This is a genomic window from Nonomuraea sp. NPDC049750 (assembly GCF_040659625.1).
In the GTDB taxonomy this organism is placed as follows: Bacteria; Actinomycetota; Actinomycetes; order Streptosporangiales; family Streptosporangiaceae; genus Nonomuraea.
Window position 1 is genome coordinate 44,123 of the sequence record NZ_JBFANB010000014.1, and the last position, 16,387, is coordinate 60,509.

Annotated in this window: 13 protein-coding genes; 4 read left to right on the plus strand and 9 right to left on the minus strand. The window is 69.4% G+C overall.

Features of this window, described 5'->3' with window-relative positions; genetic code table 11:
- Window positions 1-100: 100 nt before the first annotated feature.
- Together AB0J16_RS31615 and AB0J16_RS31620 are read right to left on the minus strand one after the other, a co-directional pair.
- Window positions 101-1,402, minus strand: coding sequence for a replication-associated recombination protein A (locus AB0J16_RS31615; protein ID WP_358545882.1), 1,302 nt, complete (start codon window positions 1,400-1,402; stop codon window positions 101-103).
- A 145-nt stretch (window positions 1,403-1,547) separates the two neighbouring features.
- Window positions 1,548-2,027, minus strand: a complete 480-nt coding sequence (locus tag AB0J16_RS31620; RefSeq protein ID WP_358545884.1) for a hypothetical protein — start codon at window positions 2,025-2,027, stop codon at window positions 1,548-1,550.
- A 152-nt stretch (window positions 2,028-2,179) separates the two neighbouring features.
- On the opposite strand from AB0J16_RS31620, the gene AB0J16_RS31625 reads away from it, so the two are divergent.
- Window positions 2,180-3,097, plus strand: a complete 918-nt coding sequence (locus AB0J16_RS31625) for a peptidylprolyl isomerase (RefSeq protein WP_358545887.1) — start codon at window positions 2,180-2,182, stop codon at window positions 3,095-3,097.
- Between the two features lie 66 nt (window positions 3,098-3,163).
- Here AB0J16_RS31625 and aspS read toward each other — a convergent pair whose 3' ends face one another.
- The 3 genes from aspS to AB0J16_RS31640 are packed head-to-tail and all read right to left on the minus strand — an operon-like array spanning window position 3,164 to window position 6,847.
- Complete coding sequence (aspS, locus tag AB0J16_RS31630; RefSeq protein ID WP_358545890.1) at window positions 3,164-4,900, minus strand: aspartate--tRNA ligase; 1,737 nt, start codon at window positions 4,898-4,900, stop codon at window positions 3,164-3,166.
- The gene (gene hisS / locus AB0J16_RS31635) at window positions 4,897-6,156 is read right to left on the minus strand and encodes a histidine--tRNA ligase (RefSeq protein ID WP_358545893.1); all 1,260 of its coding nucleotides are present in this window, start codon (window positions 6,154-6,156) and stop codon (window positions 4,897-4,899) included. Before hisS ends, aspS begins: the two co-directional genes overlap by 4 nt.
- Window positions 6,157-6,166: 10 nt before the next feature.
- On the minus strand, window positions 6,167-6,847 hold the full coding sequence (locus AB0J16_RS31640; RefSeq protein WP_358545895.1) for an MBL fold metallo-hydrolase: 681 nt from the start codon (window positions 6,845-6,847) through the stop codon (window positions 6,167-6,169).
- 139 nt (window positions 6,848-6,986) lie between these two features.
- Here AB0J16_RS31640 and AB0J16_RS31645 point away from each other — a divergent pair, with 139 nt between their 5' ends.
- The 3 genes from AB0J16_RS31645 (at window position 6,987) to AB0J16_RS31655 (ending at window position 10,445) form a co-directional block, all read left to right on the plus strand.
- Window positions 6,987-7,880 carry a peptidylprolyl isomerase gene (locus AB0J16_RS31645; RefSeq protein ID WP_357955552.1) on the plus strand — a complete coding sequence of 298 codons (894 nt, stop codon included), beginning with the start codon at window positions 6,987-6,989 and terminating at the stop codon, window positions 7,878-7,880.
- A gap of 60 nt (window positions 7,881-7,940) precedes the next feature.
- Entirely contained in the window at window positions 7,941-9,170 is a 1,230-nt protein-coding gene (locus AB0J16_RS31650) for a DUF349 domain-containing protein (protein ID WP_358545898.1), read from the plus strand.
- 159 nt (window positions 9,171-9,329) lie between these two features.
- On the plus strand, window positions 9,330-10,445 hold the full coding sequence (locus AB0J16_RS31655) for a cupin domain-containing protein (RefSeq protein ID WP_358545901.1): 1,116 nt from the start codon (window positions 9,330-9,332) through the stop codon (window positions 10,443-10,445).
- A gap of 5 nt (window positions 10,446-10,450) precedes the next feature.
- Here AB0J16_RS31655 and AB0J16_RS31660 read toward each other — a convergent pair whose 3' ends face one another.
- From AB0J16_RS31660 to secD, 4 genes are all read right to left on the minus strand, one after another.
- Window positions 10,451-12,640 (minus strand): bifunctional (p)ppGpp synthetase/guanosine-3',5'-bis(diphosphate) 3'-pyrophosphohydrolase, encoded by a 2,190-nt coding sequence (locus AB0J16_RS31660; RefSeq protein WP_358545904.1) that lies wholly within the window; start codon window positions 12,638-12,640, stop codon window positions 10,451-10,453.
- A gap of 175 nt (window positions 12,641-12,815) precedes the next feature.
- The gene (locus AB0J16_RS31665) at window positions 12,816-13,334 is read right to left on the minus strand and encodes an adenine phosphoribosyltransferase (RefSeq protein WP_357955560.1); all 519 of its coding nucleotides are present in this window, start codon (window positions 13,332-13,334) and stop codon (window positions 12,816-12,818) included.
- A 227-nt stretch (window positions 13,335-13,561) separates the two neighbouring features.
- Complete coding sequence (gene secF, locus AB0J16_RS31670; protein ID WP_358545906.1) at window positions 13,562-14,551, minus strand: protein translocase subunit SecF; 990 nt, start codon at window positions 14,549-14,551, stop codon at window positions 13,562-13,564.
- 1 nt (window position 14,552) lies between these two features.
- Window positions 14,553-16,370 (minus strand): protein translocase subunit SecD, encoded by a 1,818-nt coding sequence (gene secD / locus AB0J16_RS31675; RefSeq protein WP_358545909.1) that lies wholly within the window; start codon window positions 16,368-16,370, stop codon window positions 14,553-14,555.
- Window positions 16,371-16,387 lie beyond the last annotated feature (17 nt).

Consider the following 16,387-nt stretch of genomic DNA (forward strand, 5'->3'; position numbering starts at 1 on the left):
AACGGACCGGCTCGCGAGCGGCACCGACCCCGACGCCGACCAGCCGAACCCGGCCCGTGCCGGACAGCCAGAAGTCCTTCAAGAGCCCGCCAAGCGGCCGTCAAGAGCCACGCAGGAAGTCACGTATCCGAGCCCACCGCTCGGCCAGCACGCCCTCACCACCATGCTTGGTGGGCTCGTAGTAGCGCTTGTCGCGCACCTGCTCGGGCGCGTAGTCCTGGCGGACCAGCCCGTGGTCGAAGTCGTGCGGATACTTGTAGCCGTCGCCGTGGCCCAGCTTGGCGGCGCCCGGATAGTGGGCGTCGCGCAGGTGGCCGGGCACCTGGCCGATCAGACCGCGGCGTACGTCGCCGATCGCCGCTCCGATGGCCTTCACGACGGCGTTGGACTTGGGCGCCAGCGCGCAGTGCAGGACCGCGTGGGCCAGGTTGATCTGGCCCTCCGGCAGGCCGATCAGCTGCACGGCCTGGGCCGCGGCGACCGCGGTCTGCAGGCAGGTCGGGTCGGCCAGGCCGACGTCCTCCGAGGCGAAGATGACGATGCGGCGGGCGATGAAGCGCGGGTCCTCGCCCGCCTCGATCATGCGGGCCAGGTAGTGGAGCGCGGCGTCGGCGTCGGAGCCGCGCATCGACTTGATGAAGGCGCTGATGACGTCGTAGTGCTGGTCGCCCTGCCGGTCGTAGCGGACGGCCGCCTTGTCGACGGCCTTCTCCACGACCTCGACCGTGATGTCGTCGGACAGCAGCGCGGCGGCTTCGAGGTAGGTCAGGGAGCGGCGGGCGTCGCCGCCGGCCAGGCGTACGAGATGGTCGACGGCCTCGCGGGCGACGGTGGCGCGGCCGCCGAGGCCGCGTTCGTCGGCCACCGCCCGCTCCAGGACCGCGCGGATGTCGTCGTCGGTCAAGGACTCGAGCGTGAGCAGCAACGAGCGCGACAGCAGGGGGGAGATGACCGAGAAGAAGGGGTTTTCGGTGGTGGCGCCGATGAAGGTGACCCAGCGGTTCTCGACGGCGGGCAGCAGGGCGTCCTGCTGGGCCTTGTTGAAGCGGTGGACCTCGTCGACGAAGAGCACGGTCTGCCGGCCGCTCATGCCCAGCTCGCGCTTGGCGACGTCGATGGCGGCGCGTACGTCCTTGACCCCGGCCGAGACGGCGGAGACCTCGACGAAGCGCCGCTTGGTGACGTTGGAGACGACGTAGGCGAGCGTCGTCTTGCCGGTGCCGGGCGGCCCCCAGAGGAAGAGCGACATCGGCGCCTCGCTCTCGACGAGCCTGCGCAGCGGGGTGCCCGCGCCGAGCAGGTGCCGCTGGCCGATCACCTCGTCGAGCGTGCGCGGCCGCATCCGGACCGCGAGGGGCTGCGGTGTGGCCTCCTCAGCCGCCGAATCGAACAGACTCTCCACAACGCGAGTTTACGGGGTGGACCGCGTCCAGCGGCCCACCATCAGGCAAGCGGGCCTCGGTCCACCGCCAGGCACACGGGCTTCAATCCACCGCCAGAGAGCGGGCCGGGTATCCCGGACGGCTCTTCCACCATCAGGGAGCGGGCTACGCGCCCCAGACGGCTCTCGCGCCCGAGTCACCGGCGCGGAAGACGAAGTAGCCGACCACCACGGCCAGCAGCACCGTCACGCCGGACAGCACAAGGGTGGCCGGGCGGCCGAACCGGTCGCCGAGCGAGCCGCGGCTCGGGCTCGTGGCGTAGACCAGTAGCAACGCGGCGACCCCGAGGCCCGCCGTCGACAGGAGCAACGGGTTGGCGAAGTTCTCATGGGTCTCGATCCGCTCGCCCAGGCTGCCGTCGACCGAGGCGAAGCGGGCCGCCTTGAGGCTCTCGCCGCTCTCCTTGGCCGCGAAGACGGCCACGGGCGCCCCCAGGGAGAGCAGGACCACCGCCCAGGCCAGCAGCGGCCGCCAGCGGTGCAGGACCGTGTACGCCACGGAGGCGGCCGCGAGGAGCGGGGTCAGCACCACGGCGAAGTGGATGATCAGCGGATGGGCGGGCAAGCCGAAGATCTCGTCGAACATGTCTGCACTCCTAGTTCTCATTTCAACTACGAATGGCGACACGATATGGTTCGCGGTCCATCCCGTCACTACGAGTGGTTTCCTCCTCTTACGTCCGGCACATCGCAGGGCCGGTAGCATTCCCGGAGTTGTTTGGTCATGTACTGGCAAAAGTGGAGGACATACCGGTGAGCGGCGAGGACGACCGCCAGAGCCAGTTGGCTCGGGAACACAAGGAGCGGCAGGAGCAGCGCGCGGCGGCGGACAGCGCCAAGGGGAAGCGGAACGTCTTCATCGGCGCGGGCTTGGCCGTGGTCGTGGTGGCGGGCGGCATCTTCGCCGCGACCACGCTGGTCAACAAGGACGACGCGGGCAAGAAGGTCTCGGCCGAGAGCACTCCGTCGGCCTCCACGCCGCCCAGCGCCGCGCCCTCGCCGACGCCGTCGCTGTCCTCGATACCGAAGAAGACCGGCAAGATATCCTGCACCTACAAGCGGGACACCTCGGGCGTGCCGATGAAGTACGTGGGCATGCCGGGCAGCCGCCCGAACTTGAAGCTGAAGACGATGACCGTCTTCACCAACCATGGCAAGATCGTCATCGACGTCGACCCGGCCGCGACCCCATGCTCGGTCAACTCGATGGACTTCCTGGCCAAGAAGAACTTCTACAACAACACCAAGTGCCACCGCCTGGTGACGCCGGAGACGGCGGGGCTGTTCCTGCTGCAGTGCGGCGACCCCAAGGCCAAGGCCGACGGCAAGAACCCGACGGACGGCCAGGGCACGGCGGGCTACGTCTACCAGGACGAGGCCGTCGGCGCGATCCCGTACACCCGCGGTGTGGTGTTCCTCACCCAGCCGCTGGACGCGGCCGGGCAGAACAGCAGCCAGTTCGCCATCTCACTGTCGGACGAGAACTCGCAGATCGAGGGCCAGTACTCGGTGCTCGGCATGGTCCGCTCGGGCCTGGAGATCATCGAGAAGGTCGCCAAGGACGGCGTCATCGTCAACAGCCAGGACATCGTCGGCGACGGCGGCTCGACCGCCCCGAAGAACCCGATCATCATCGAGAAGGTCACGCTCCGCTAGCCGGACACGAAAGGGCGCCCCGCCTCTCCTGAACCGGAGAGGCGGGGCGCCCTCTTTCGTGGTGGGTCAGCCTTCGTTCTTGGGCTTGGCGTCGACGCCCGCCTCCTTGCGCTGGTCCACCGTGATGGGCGTGGGCGCGCCGGTGAGCGGGTCGAAGCCCGAGGCGGTCTTCGGGAAGGCGATCACGTCGCGGATCGACTCACCGCCGGACAGCAGCATGCAGATGCGGTCCCAGCCGTAGGCGATGCCTCCGTGCGGGGGCGGGCCGTACTTGAACGCCTCCAGCAGGAAGCCGAACTTGTTCTCGGCCTCCTCCTTGGAGATGCCCAGCACGTCGAAGACCCGCTGCTGCATCTCCGCCCGGTGGATACGGATGGAGCCGCCGCCGATCTCCATGCCGTTGCAGACCATGTCGTAGGCGTAGGCCAGGGCCTCGCCGGGGTGGTCCTGGAAGTTGTCCGCCCATTCGGGCTTGGGGCCGGTGAACGGGTGGTGCACGGCCGTCCAGCCGCCCTCGCCGTCCTCCTCGAACATGGGCGCGTCGACGACCCACAGGAACGACCACAGCGACTCGTCGATGAGGCCGCAGCGGCGGCCGATCTCCAGCCGGGCCGCGCCGAGCAGGTCGCGCGCCGCGTTGCGCGCGCCGGCCGCGAAGAAGACCGCGTCGCCCGGCTGGGCGCCGACCTTCGCCGCGAGTCCGGAAATTTCCTCTTCTGAGAGGTTCTTCGCCACGGGGCCGCCGAGCGTGCCGTCCTCCTGGACGAGCACGTACGCCAGGCCCTTGGCGCCGCGCGAGCGCGCCCAGTCCTGCCAGCCGTCGAGCTCCTTGCGGGTCTGCGAGCCGCCGCCCGGCATGACGACCGCGCCCACGTAGTCGGCCTGGAAGACGCGGAAGGAGGTGCCGGCGAAGTAGTCGGTCATCTCGACGAGCTCCTGGCCGAAGCGCAGGTCGGGCTTGTCGGAGCCGTAGCGGGCCATCGCGTCGGCGTAGGTCATGCGGGGCAGCGGGGTCGGGATCTCGTAGCCGACCGTCTCCCGCCACACGCGGCCGATGAGCTTCTCGCCGACCGCGATGACGTCTTCCTGGTCGACGAACGACATCTCGACGTCGATCTGGGTGAACTCCGGCTGCCGGTCGGCCCGCAGGTCCTCGTCGCGGTAGCACTTGGCGAGCTGGTAGTAGCGCTCGAGCCCGCCCACCTGGAGCAGCTGCTTGAACAGCTGCGGCGACTGCGGCAGCGCGTACCAGTTGCCCGGCTGGAGCCGGACCGGCACCAGGAAGTCGCGCGCGCCCTCGGGCGTGGACCTGGTCAGCGTCGGCGTCTCGACGTAGACGAAGCCCAGCTCGTGCATGACCTCGTTGGCCAGGTAGGTGGCCTTCGAGCGGACCCGCAGGGCATTGGCCACCTGCGGGCGGCGAATGTCGAGATAGCGGTATTTGAGGCGGGCCTCCTCGGAGACGCCCGCGCCGCCCTCGATCGGGAAGGGCAGCGGGGCGGACTCACTGAGCACCTCGACCCGCTCGGCGACGACCTCGATCGCGCCGGTGGGCAGCTCGGGGTTCTCGTTGCCCTCCGGCCTGACCCGGACCTGGCCGACCACCCGCACGCAGTATTCGGCGCGCAGGTCGTGGGCGTGGTCCTCCTCGCGGAAGACCACCTGCGCCGAGCCGGAGGCATCGCGCAGGTCGATGAAGACCACACCGCCGTGATCACGGCGCCTGGCCACCCATCCTGCCAGCGTCACCTGCTGCCCGGCGTGCTCCTCTCGGAGCGACCCGGCGGTATGCGTGCGCATCACTGCACTTTCCCCTTCAAGACATCGACGACCTGGGCCAGCGGCACCTCGGTCTGCTCAGCGGTGGTCAGGTCCTTCAGTTGTACGGCCTGCGCGGCCAGGTCACGCTCGCCCAGGATCAGCGCGAACCGGGCACCCGAGCGGTCGGCGCCCTTCATCGCGCCCTTGAGCCCCTTGCCGCCGTAAGCCAGGTCGGCGCTGACGCCCGCCTGGCGCAGCTCGGTCACGAGCAGGAACATCCGGCGGCGGGCTTCGTCACCCAGCGGGACACCGTACACCTGGACGCGTCCCGGTGCGGCCTCGCCGATCAACCCCTCGGCCTCCATGGCGAGGAACGTGCGATCGACGCCCAGGGCCCAGCCGACGCTGGGCAGGGGCGGCCCGCCGAGCATCTCGCTCAGCCCGTCGTAGCGTCCGCCGCCGCCGACCGCGGACTGCGAGCCGAGCCCGTCGTGCACGAACTCGAACGTGGTGCGCGTGTAGTAGTCGAGCCCGCGCACCAGCCGCGGATCGTCCTCGTAGGCCACGCCGGCGGCGCTCAGCAGCCCGCGGACCTCCTCGTGGTAGGACTTGCAGGCGGCGCACAGGTGGTCGACGACCAGGGGCGCGCCGGTCAGCTGCGCCTGCACCTCGGGCCGCTTGTCGTCGAGCACCCGCAACGGATTGATCTCGATCCGGGCCCTGGTGTCGGCGTCGAGGTCGAGCCCGCGCAGGAACTCCTGCAGCGCGGCCCGGTAGGCCGGCCGGCAGGTCTTGTCGCCCAGCGAGTTGATCAGCAGCCGGACGCCCGTCAGGCCGAGCGCGGCGAAGCCCTGGGCGCCCAGCACGATGATCTCGGCGTCGAGCGCGGGATCCTCGGAGCCGAGCGCCTCGGCGCCGACCTGCCAGAAGTGCCGATAACGGCCCTTCTGGGAGCGTTCGTAGCGGAACTGACTGCCGGAGTACCACAGCTTGACCGGGAGCTGGCCGTTGTGCAGGCCGTGCTGCAGGACGGCGCGTACGACCGACGCGGTGCCCTCGGGACGCAGCGTCAGCGACCGGCCCGCCTTGTCGGGAAAGGTGTACATCTCCTTGGACACGATGTCGGTCGACTCACCCACGCCCCTGGCGAACAGCTGGGTGTCCTCGAACACCGGCGTCTCGATGTAGCCGTAGCCGGCCAGCCGCACGGGCGCGACGAGGGCCTCGCGTACGGCGAGGACCTGCTCGGAGCGGGGCGGCAGCCAGTCGAAGGTGCCCTTTGGCGCTTGGAAACTCATGAGATCCCTGTTAGATGCCTCGTGTGGGACCGGCGTGCGGCGCGGCTTCCTTCAGATATGGATTGGTGGCGCGCTCGTGGCCGATCGTGGTCTGTGGTCCGTGGCCCGGCAGGACGACCGTATCGTCAGGCAGTGGCAGGCACTTGTCGGCCAGGCTGCGCAGGATCGTCGGGTAGTCGCCGCCCGGCAGGTCGGTGCGGCCGATGGAGCCGGCGAACAGCAGGTCACCCGAGAACAGGACGTCGTCATCGGGCATCCGGAAGCTCACCGACCCCTTGGTATGGCCGGGGGTGTGGTCGACCACGAGCTCCAGCCCGGCCAGCGGCAGCACGGCGCCGTCGGACAGCTCCCGTACGTCGTCGGGCTCGCTGAGCGTGATGCCGCCGAACATCGCCGAGCTCGACGGCGACCAGCCCGCGGCCGGGTCGCTCAGCAGGTGGCGATCGTCGGGATGGATCCAGGCGGGCACGTCGCGCGCGCCGCAGACCGGGGCCACCGACCAGACGTGGTCGAGGTGTCCGTGGGTGAGCAGCACCGCCACCGGCTTGAGCCGGTGCTCTCTCAGCAGCTCCTCGACCCCGTCGACCGCGTCCTGACCTGGATCGACGATCACGCACTCCTCGCCCGCTGCGGGCGCGACGACGTAACAATTGGTCTGGAAGGCCCCTGCGGGGAAGCCTGCGATGAGCATCTGCCTCAGCTGATCTCGTCAAAAAAGCCAATGGGAATGTAACCGAAGGGTACCGGTGCGGGTCGCCGGGCTGCGAATCATTACCCGTTGGCCGATACGATTCGCCCACCTCAGTTGATTGACTATGGGAGGCAAAGCGGTGGCCACGGGGAAGGACCGGCAGAAACAGCTGGCACGCGAGCACCACGAGCGGCAGCTGGCACGCCGTCTCGAACGCGAGCAGCGCGCCAAGCGCACGGCGATCATCGGCTCCACGGTGGGCGTGGTCGTCGTGGTGGGGGGCATCGTGGCGGCGGTCGCGTTGCTGGGCGGCGGCGATGACTCGAAGACCGACGCCGCCGCGACGGCGCAGCCCTCGACCTCCGCCCAGGACACGGCGGCGCCCACGGCCTCGGCTTCGGCCGCCGCGGGGCCCAAGCCGTTCGACGCCAAGACCGGCACCTGCGACTACGTCGCGGAGAAGGGCGGCGGCGTGGTCAAGGACGTCGGACTGCCGCCGAAGAAGGTGAAACTCAAGCCGGCGACCAAGACGATGACGCTCAACACCAATCTGGGCGACATCGAGGTGCAGCTCGACAACGCCAAGGCGCCGTGCACGGTCAACTCGCTGGCCTACCTGGCGGAGAAGAAGTTCTACGACGGCAGCAAGTGTCACCGGCTCGGCAGCGCCCAGTTCCCGATGCTGCAGTGCGGAGACCCGCAGGCCAAGGCCGACGGCAAGGGCGAGTCGGACGGTGCGGGCGGCCCCGGCTACGTCATGGCCGAGGAGAACCTCAAGGGCGCCACCTACAAGCGCGGCGTGATGGCGATGGCCAAGACGCAGGCGCCGGGTAGCACCGGGAGCCAGTTCTTCCTGGTCTTCGGCGACCTCGGACTCACCCCGGATTACACGCCGGTGGGTACGATCACCAAGGGTCTGGACATCCTAGACAAGGTGAACAAAGCAGGTGTCATCACTCCCATGCAGGATGGTACTGGCGCACCTAAGGAAACCGTCGAAATCAAAAGCGTGACATTCTCTGGCAAGAGCTGACGTAATACAAACTAGGGACAGTAGTCCCGAAGGGTCTGATGGATAGTGCGGGAGGACACGGTGAGCACCGACCCGTGGGGCCGGGTAGACGACGACGGCACCGTCTACGTGCGTACGGCTGAGGGAGAGCGAGCCGTCGGGTCCTGGCAGGCCGGTGAACCGGACGAGGCGCTGGCCTACTTCCATCGCAAGTACGACGAGCTGGCCGGCCAGGTCACGCTGCTGGAGCAGCGGCTGAAAGGCACCGACCTGGCCCCGGCGCAGGCCGAGGCCAGCATCGTCAAGCTCCGCGAAGCGGTCGCCGACGCGCACGCCATCGGCGACCTCGCCGCGCTGACGGCCCGTCTCGACGGCCTGACGGAGGCGGTCGCGCAGCGGCGCGAGGAGGTCAAGGCCGCGCGTGAGCACGCGCGCGCCGAGGCCAGGACGGTCAAGGAACGCATCGTCGACGAGGCCGAGCGCATCGCCGACGAGACCACCCACTGGAAGTCGGGTGGTGAGCGGCTGCGCCAGCTGGTCGAGGAGTGGAAGGCGGCCGACCGCATCGACCGCGTGACCGAGGCCGCGCTGTGGAAGCGGCTGTCGGCCGCCCGCACCGCCTTCGCCAAGCGGCGCAAGGCGTACTTCGCGGGGCTCGACGAGCAGCGCGAGGGCGTACGCGCCGAGAAGGAGCGCATCGTCGCCGAGGCGGAGGCGATCGCCGACTCGACCGACTGGGGCACGACGGCGGCCGTCTATCGCGACCTGATGCAGCGCTGGAAGAGCGCGGGCCGGGCGTCGCGGGAGGCCGAGGACGAGCTGTGGGCGCGGTTCAAGGGCGCCCAGGACCTGTTCTTCCAGGCCCGCTCGGCGGTCTTCGCCGAGCGGGACGCGTCCCTGGCGGCCAACGCCGAGCTCAAGGAGGTGCTGCTGACGGAGGCCGAGAAGATCCTTCCGGTCACCGACGTCCGCACGGCCAGGGCGGCACTGCGCCACATCCTGGAGCGCTGGGAGGCGGCCGGTCCGGTGCCGCGCGAGCAGCGCGACCGCCTCGAAGGCGGCCTGCGCAAGGTGGACGACGCCGTGCGCAAGGCCGAGGACGCCGAGTGGAAGCGGTCCAACCCCGAGGCCAGGGCCCGCGCCCAGAACGCGGTCGACCAGCTGCGCACCTCGATCGAGCAGCTGGAGAAGCGCCTGGCCAAGGCCGAGGCGGCCGGACGCGCCAAGGACGTGAAGGAGGCCGAGGAGGCCATCACGGCCCGCCGCTCGTGGCTGGAGGAGGCCGAGCGGACGCTGGCCGAGTTCAGCTGAGGTCCGCGAAGATCCACTGAGGGCCGATCCGCTGAGGTTCGCGCCGATCCGCGGGCGAAGGGGGTCGCCTGCGTACCCGGCGCCCGGCATGTCCTGTCATCAGGGATGTCCGGCGTCGGGGGATGCCCGGCCGGCTCGGGGAGTTCTAGGGTGTTGGGCATGGAACCTGTGCCCGCCGCGCGCGCCCTGGTCGCCGAGCTGTTCCCGGACGCGCTCTACGCCTTCCTGGGCGGCAGCGCGCTGACCGGCCACCGCACGAGCCGGTCCGATCTCGACGTGGTCGTGGTGCTGGACGGCCTGGCCGTGCCCTACCGCGAGTCGCTGCGCTGGCATGACTGGCCGGTAGACCTGCTGGTGCACACCGAGCTGAGCCTGACCGGCTGGGCCGACCGCGATCTGGCCGCCCACTCGCCGACCCTGCCGCGCCTGTGCGCCGAAGGCGTGGTGCTCACCGACCGGGCGGGCCGCGCCGCCGAGGTCCAGGCGGTCATGCGCGAACGCCTCTCCGCCGGTCCCGGCCCCGCCGCGCCCCGGATGCTGGACCGGGCCCGCTACCTCCTGTCGGACCTGCTCGACGACCTGGCGGGCGCGACGGATCCGGGCGAGCTGGCGTTCATCCGCTGGCAGGTCGTGGAGGAGTCGGCCCGGCTGGCGCTGACGTCCGCGGGCCGCTGGCACGGCTCGGGCAAATGGCTGCTGCGCGAGCTGCGCGCGTACGACGCCGCGCTCGCCGACGAGCTGCTGTCCGCCCACGACGATCCGGTACGCCTGGCCGCCACGGCGGGAAGCGTGCTGGAGCGGGCCGGAGGGCGCCTGTGGGAGGGTTACCGGGCCGATGGGGACCCTTTCCACCAGCGGCTGCGCCACATCGCCTCAGGCGATCTGACGTCCGAGACCGCCCAGAGCTCCGGCATGCACCGCCTGGCCGCCGTCAGCGGGCGTACGGCCGGGTCCGGCAAGCTGTGGATGGGCCAGACCCACGTCGCCCCGTCGACGCGCTCGGCCGATCACCACCACGGGGAGTCGGAGACGGCCATCTACGTGATCAGCGGCACACCGTCGTTCGTGTTCCTCGACCCCCGGGACGCACGCGAGACGCGGCTGGAGACCAAGCCCGGTGACTACATTTTCGTCCCGCCCTATGTCCCGCACCGCGAGGAGAACGCCGATCCGGAGCAGGAGGCCGTGGTCGTCATCGCCCGCAGCACGCAGGACGCGATCGTGGTCAACCTGCCCGATCTGTCCACACGCTTGGGCCGCCGACCCGGCGCCTGATCCGGCTACGTGCTCGCGCCGCTGACCCGGTAGACGTCGAAAACGCCCTGGATGTTGCGGACGGCCTTCAGCACGTGACCGAGATGCTTGGGATCGCCCATCTCGAAGGTGAACTTGCTGACCGCCACCCGGTCTCGCGAGGTGGTCACCGAGGCGCTGAGGATGTTGACGTGCTGGTCGGACAGGGTCCGGGTGACATCGGACAGCAGGCGGGGCCGGTCGAGGGCCTCGACCTGGATGGCCACCAGGAAGACCGAGTCGTCGCCCGGCGACCAGCTCACCTCCACCAGACGGTCGGGCTGCGACTTGAGCTGCACGATGTTGGTGCAGTCGGCGCGGTGCACCGACACGCCGTGCCCCCGGGTGACGAAGCCGACGATCTCGTCGCCGGGCACCGGGGTGCAGCACTTCGACAGGCGTACCCAGACATCGGAGTCGCCCGCGACGACCACGCCCGCGCCGCCGCCCCGGGGACGGCCACGCAGGCGGGTCGGGAGCGAGGTCTCGGCGATGTCCTCCTCGGCGCTGTCGACGCCGCCGATGGAGGCCACGAGCTTCTGCACGACCGTCTGCGCGGCGACGTGCCCCTCCCCCACGGCCGCGTAGAGCGCGGACACGTCGGGATAGCGCAGGTCGCGGGCCAGGGCCAGCAGCGACTCGCCGGACATCAGGCGTTGCAGCGGCAGCCCCTGCTTGCGCATGGCCCGGCCGATGGCCTCCTTGCCCGCCTCGATCGCGGTCTCGCGGCGCTCCTTGGAGAACCACTGGCGGATCTTGTTGCGGGCGCGGCCGGACTTGACGAACTTGAGCCAGTCGCGCGACGGACCGGCGTCGGGCGACTTCGAGGTGAAGATCTCGACCGTGTCACCGTTGCCCAGCCGCGACTCCAGCGGCACCAGGCGGCCGTTCACGCGGGCGCCGATGCAGCGGTGGCCGACCTCGGTGTGGACGGCGTAGGCGAAGTCGACCGGGGTCGCCCCCTCCGGCAGCGCCACCACCTGGCCGCGCGGGGTGAAGACGTAGACCTCGGAGACCGACAGGTCGAAGCGGAGCGACTCCAGGAACTCTCCCGGGTCGGAGGTCTCCTTCTGCCAGTCGAGGAGCTGGCGCAGCCAGGCCATGTCGCTGCCCGGCTTGACCTTGCCGGCGGGGCCCGGGGCGCCGACCTCCTCTTTGTACTTCCAGTGGGCGGCCACGCCGTATTCGGCCCTGTGGTGCATGGCGTGCGTGCGGATCTGCAGCTCGACGGGCTTGCCCTCGGGACCGATCACCGTGGTGTGCAGCGATTGGTACATGTTGAACTTGGGCATCGCGATGTAGTCCTTGAACCGGCCGGGGACCGGGTTCCAGCGCGCGTGGATCGTCCCGAGGGCCGCATAGCAGTCGCGCACGCTGTCGACGAGGACTCTGATGCCCACCAGGTCGTAGATGTCGTCGAAGGCCACGTCTCTGGCGATCATCTTCTGGTAGACCGAGTAGTAGTGCTTGGGCCGGCCCTTGACCAGTGCGCGGATCTTGGCGTCACGCAGGTCGCCGGAGACCTTCTCGATGACCTCCTGCAGGAACAGGTCCCTGCGGGGGGCCCGCTCCGACACCATGCGCGCGATCTCGTCGTAGCGCTTGGGGTAGAGCATGGCGAAGGCGAGGTCCTCGAGCTCCCACTTGATGGTGTTCATGCCCAGGCGGTGGGCCAGCGGGGCGAAGATCTCCAGGGTCTCGCGGGACTTCTGGTGGCGCTTGTGCTCGGGCAGGTAGCGCATCGTGCGCATGTTGTGCAGCCGGTCGGCCAGCTTGATGATCAGCACCCGGATGTCGCGCGACATCGCCACGACCATCTTGCGCACGGTCTCGGCCTGCGCGGCGTCGCCGAACTTGACCTTGTCGAGCTTGGTGACCCCGTCGACCAGCGACGAGATCGTCTCGCCGAAGTCGCCGCGCAGCTCGTCGAGGCCGTAGGCGGTGTCCTCGACGGTGTCGTGCAGCAGGGCCGCGCACAGCGTCTCGTCGTCGGTGCCCAGCTCGGCCAGGATGGTGGCCACGGCCAGCGGGTGGGTGATGTACGGGTCGCCGCTCTTCCGCTTCTGGTCGCGGTGATGGTAGGCGGCGACGTCGTAGGCGTGCTCGATCAGGCGCAGGTCGGCCTTGGGGTGGGTGGCGCGAACCGTCCTGAACAGCGGCTCCAGCACCGGATTCATGGCCCCACCCCCAAATCGCCGTCGACGCACCGCCGGGACACCGGGCGCCGTCTCGGCACTCCCAGCGTCGGTTACGTCGGGCACGACCACATCACGGGGCACACAGACTCCTTAGCATCGAGTCCAGGCCCCCCAGTGTATCCAGGTGAGAAACCTGGCCTCTCTCGGGGCGGGCTCAGACGATCACAAGGGAGCGCAAATCCACTCCCGCGAGACGCTCGCGTCCCTTGAGAAAGGCCAGCTCCATCAGTACGGCGACGCCGACGACCTCGGCACCGGCCCTGCGCACCAGTTGTACGGTGGCCTCCGCCGTGCCGCCGGTGGCGAGCACGTCATCGACGATGAGCACCCGGTCGCCTTCGGCGAAGGCGTCGCGGTGCACCTCGATGGTCGCGGATCCGTACTCGAGATCGTAGGACTCCTCCAGGGTTTCGGAGGGGAGTTTGCCCTTTTTTCTGATGGGCACGAATCCGGCGCCCGCCCGGTAGGCCACCGGAGCGGCCAGAATGAAGCCTCGCGCCTCGATCCCGACGATCTTGTCCACGTCGAACGCGCCGGCCAGTTCGTCGACCACGGCCGTGAAGGCCACCGGGTCGGCCAGCAGCGGGGTGATGTCCTTGAACATGACCCCCGCCTGGGGATAGTCGGGAACGTCCCTGATCCGGTCGCAGATCAACGAGCTCAGGTCGCTCATGACGGCACTCCTTCGGTTGACCGCCTGGCGGTCCTCTCCCACGACTGACGGCCTCCATGATGGCCCATCCGGCGGACCACCGGCGCCTGCCGGGGGGTGGTAAGTGGCATTCACCCGGTTATGTCCGGCTCTGTGAGGGCCCTCAGGGCTTCTACAAGCCGACGCCCCCGCCCATCTGGGCGGAGGCGTCGTTCGTGCGCGTGCGGGCCCGTGTGGGCCGAGCCGGGCTAGCCCTTGGCCGTCGCCGCGCTCTTGGCGCCCTTGCCACCCTTGGTGCCGGTGGAGGCGAGCCGCCTGGCGATGGCCTGGTATCTCGGCTCCCGCTCCTTCAGCGTGACCAGCAGCGGCGTGGCCACGCACAGCGAGGAGTAGGTGCCGACGATCATGCCGACGAACAGTGCCAGCGACAGGTCCTTCAGCGTGCCCGCGCCGAGCAGCGTGGTGCCGATGAACAGGATCGCCGCCACCGGCAGGATCGCGACCAGCGAGGTGTTCAGTGATCGGATCAGCGTGTGGTTGAGGGCGTTGTTGGCCGCCATCGAGTAGGTCTGCTTCGACGTGGTGCCCAGCTTGGCCGTGACTTCCTTGATCATGTCGAACACCACGACCGCGTCGTAGAGCGAATAACCGAGGATGGTCAGGAAGCCGAGCAGCGTCGCGGGCGTCACCTCGAAGCCCGACCAGGCGTAGACGCCCGCCGTGATGACGAGGTCGTGGATGAGCGCGACGATGGCGGACAGCGCCATCTTCGGCTCGAACGCCATCGACAGGTAGAGAATGATCGCCAGCATGAAGACGCCCAGACCGATCCACGCCTTGTTGGAGACCTCACCGCCCCAGGACGCGCCGATCGACTGGATGTCGACGTCCTTGACCGCGACGCTGAAGTCCTTCGCGATGCCGTTCTGGACCTTGGTCACCGCGCCCGGGTCAAGGCTCTCGGTGGTGACCCGCCAGCGATCGCCGGCCGTCTGCACGATCGGCTGGTGCACGCCCTCGTCGAGGAAGGAGGAGCGGACCTGCTGGATGGTGGCGGTCTGCGCCTTGAAGGAGAAGACCGACCCGCCCTTGAACTCCACGCCCAGGTTGAGCCCGTTGATGAGCAGCCCGGCGAGGGAGACGATCAGCAGGAAGCCGGAAAGGCTGTACCAGAGCTTCCAGCGGCCGACGAAGTCAACGTCGATCTCGCCGCGGTAGAGGCGACGCCCCAGTCCCATCTCAGGCCTCCTGCGGGGTGGTCGTACGGCCGGTGGTACCGAGGTCCTGGCCCATACGCTCGGAGTCGAGGCCGGACAACGGGTGGCCCTTGGCGAAGAACTTGAGCTTGGCCAGCACCGCGATGAGCGGCTTGGTGAACAGGAACACCACCACGATGTCGATCAGCGTGGTCAGGCCCATCGCGAACGCGAACCCGGCCACTCCGCCCACGGCCAGCAGATAGAGCACGATCGCGGCGATGAACATGACGGCGTCGGCGATCAGGATCGTGCGCCGCGCACGCACCCAGGCCACCTCGACGGCCGCGCGGAGCGTCCGCCGCCCTTCCTTCATCTCATCTCGTATGCGTTCGAAGTAGACGATGAAGGAGTCGGCGGTGATGCCGATCGAGACCACCAGGCCGATGATGTGCGGCAGCGACAGCCGGAACCCGGCGTTGTGGCCGAGCACGACCACCGCCGTGTACGTGATGATCGTGGCGACCGCGAGGCTGAGGACGGCGACGATGCCCAGGCCGCGGTAGTAGAACAGCGAGTAGAGCACCACGAGGGCCAGGCCGAAGGCGCCGGAGATCAGGCCGCCCATGAGCTGGTCCTGGCCGAGCGTCGAGGACACGGTGTCGATCGAGCTGGGGTTGAACTTCAGCGGCAGCGCGCCGTACTTGAGCTGGTCGGCCAGGTCGGTGGCGGTCTTCTGAGTGAAGCCACCGGTGATCTCGGCGCGGCCGCCCGGGATCGGGCCGATGATGTTGGGCGCGGTGATCACGACGCCGTCGAGCACGACGGCGACCTTGTTGCGCGGCTCCTGCGAGTTGTAGGCGGTCGAGGTGAGCTTGCTCCACTCGCTCGCGCCGCTGCTCTTGAAGTCGAGCTGGACGAGCCACTGCGTGCTGCCCTGCTGGACGCCGGCGCTGGCCGAGGCGATGTCGGTGCCGACGACCTTGGCCACGTCGAGGACGTACTTGAGGCTGCCGTCGGACTCACACGCGGCGAACTGCTTTTTCGGGTCATCCTGGACGCCCTTGCCGCGGTTCTTCGGGTCGCTGCAGTCGAGCTTCTGGAACTGCGCGAGCACGGCCGGGTCGATGCCCTGGGTGTTGATCCCCGCGTTGGGGTCCTGGGCCGGCGGCTGGCCGCTCGACGTCGGGGTGGGCGCCGGAGTGGCCTTGGCGTCCTTCTGGCCCTTCTTGGTCTCCTGGGCCTTCGGCGTCTCCTGGGCCTTGGGCGCCTCGGTCGCCGGGGCACCGGCCGACGGGGTGGCCGTCGGCGCGACGAGCGCCGAGGACAGGGCCTTGCCCGTGGGCGACGTGCTGGGCTTGGGGGCCCCCGCCGACGATGACGGCTTGGCCGACGGCTTGGAGGTGGCCGTGCTGGACGGAGCGGCGGACGGCGAGGTGCCCGGCTTGGGGGCCTCGGTGGTGAGCTCCTGCGGAGCCTGCGTGGCCGCCATGGCGAGCACTTGGCGGAAGCGGAGCTCCGCCGTGGTGCCGACCAGCTTGATGACCTCCTCCTGACCCGCGCCCGGAACGGAGATGATGATGTTGTCGCCTGACTTGGCGACCTCCGCGTCGGACAGGCCGGTGCCGTTGACCCGGTCGCGGATGATGTTCACCGCGCGGTCCAGGATCTCCTCAGGCGGGGAGGCGCCGTTCAGGGTCTGGGGAGACAGAGTCACCGTCGTGCCGCCGGCGAGGTCGAGTGCCAGCTTGGGCGTGAACGCCTTCTGCAGGAACATCGTCCCACCGAGGGCGATGATGAGCGCCAGCAGCACCAGGAGCGTTCGCCCCGGTCGGCTGTGGCGGCTGGTCGGTCGGGCCACTGGTCGTCAGTCTTTCA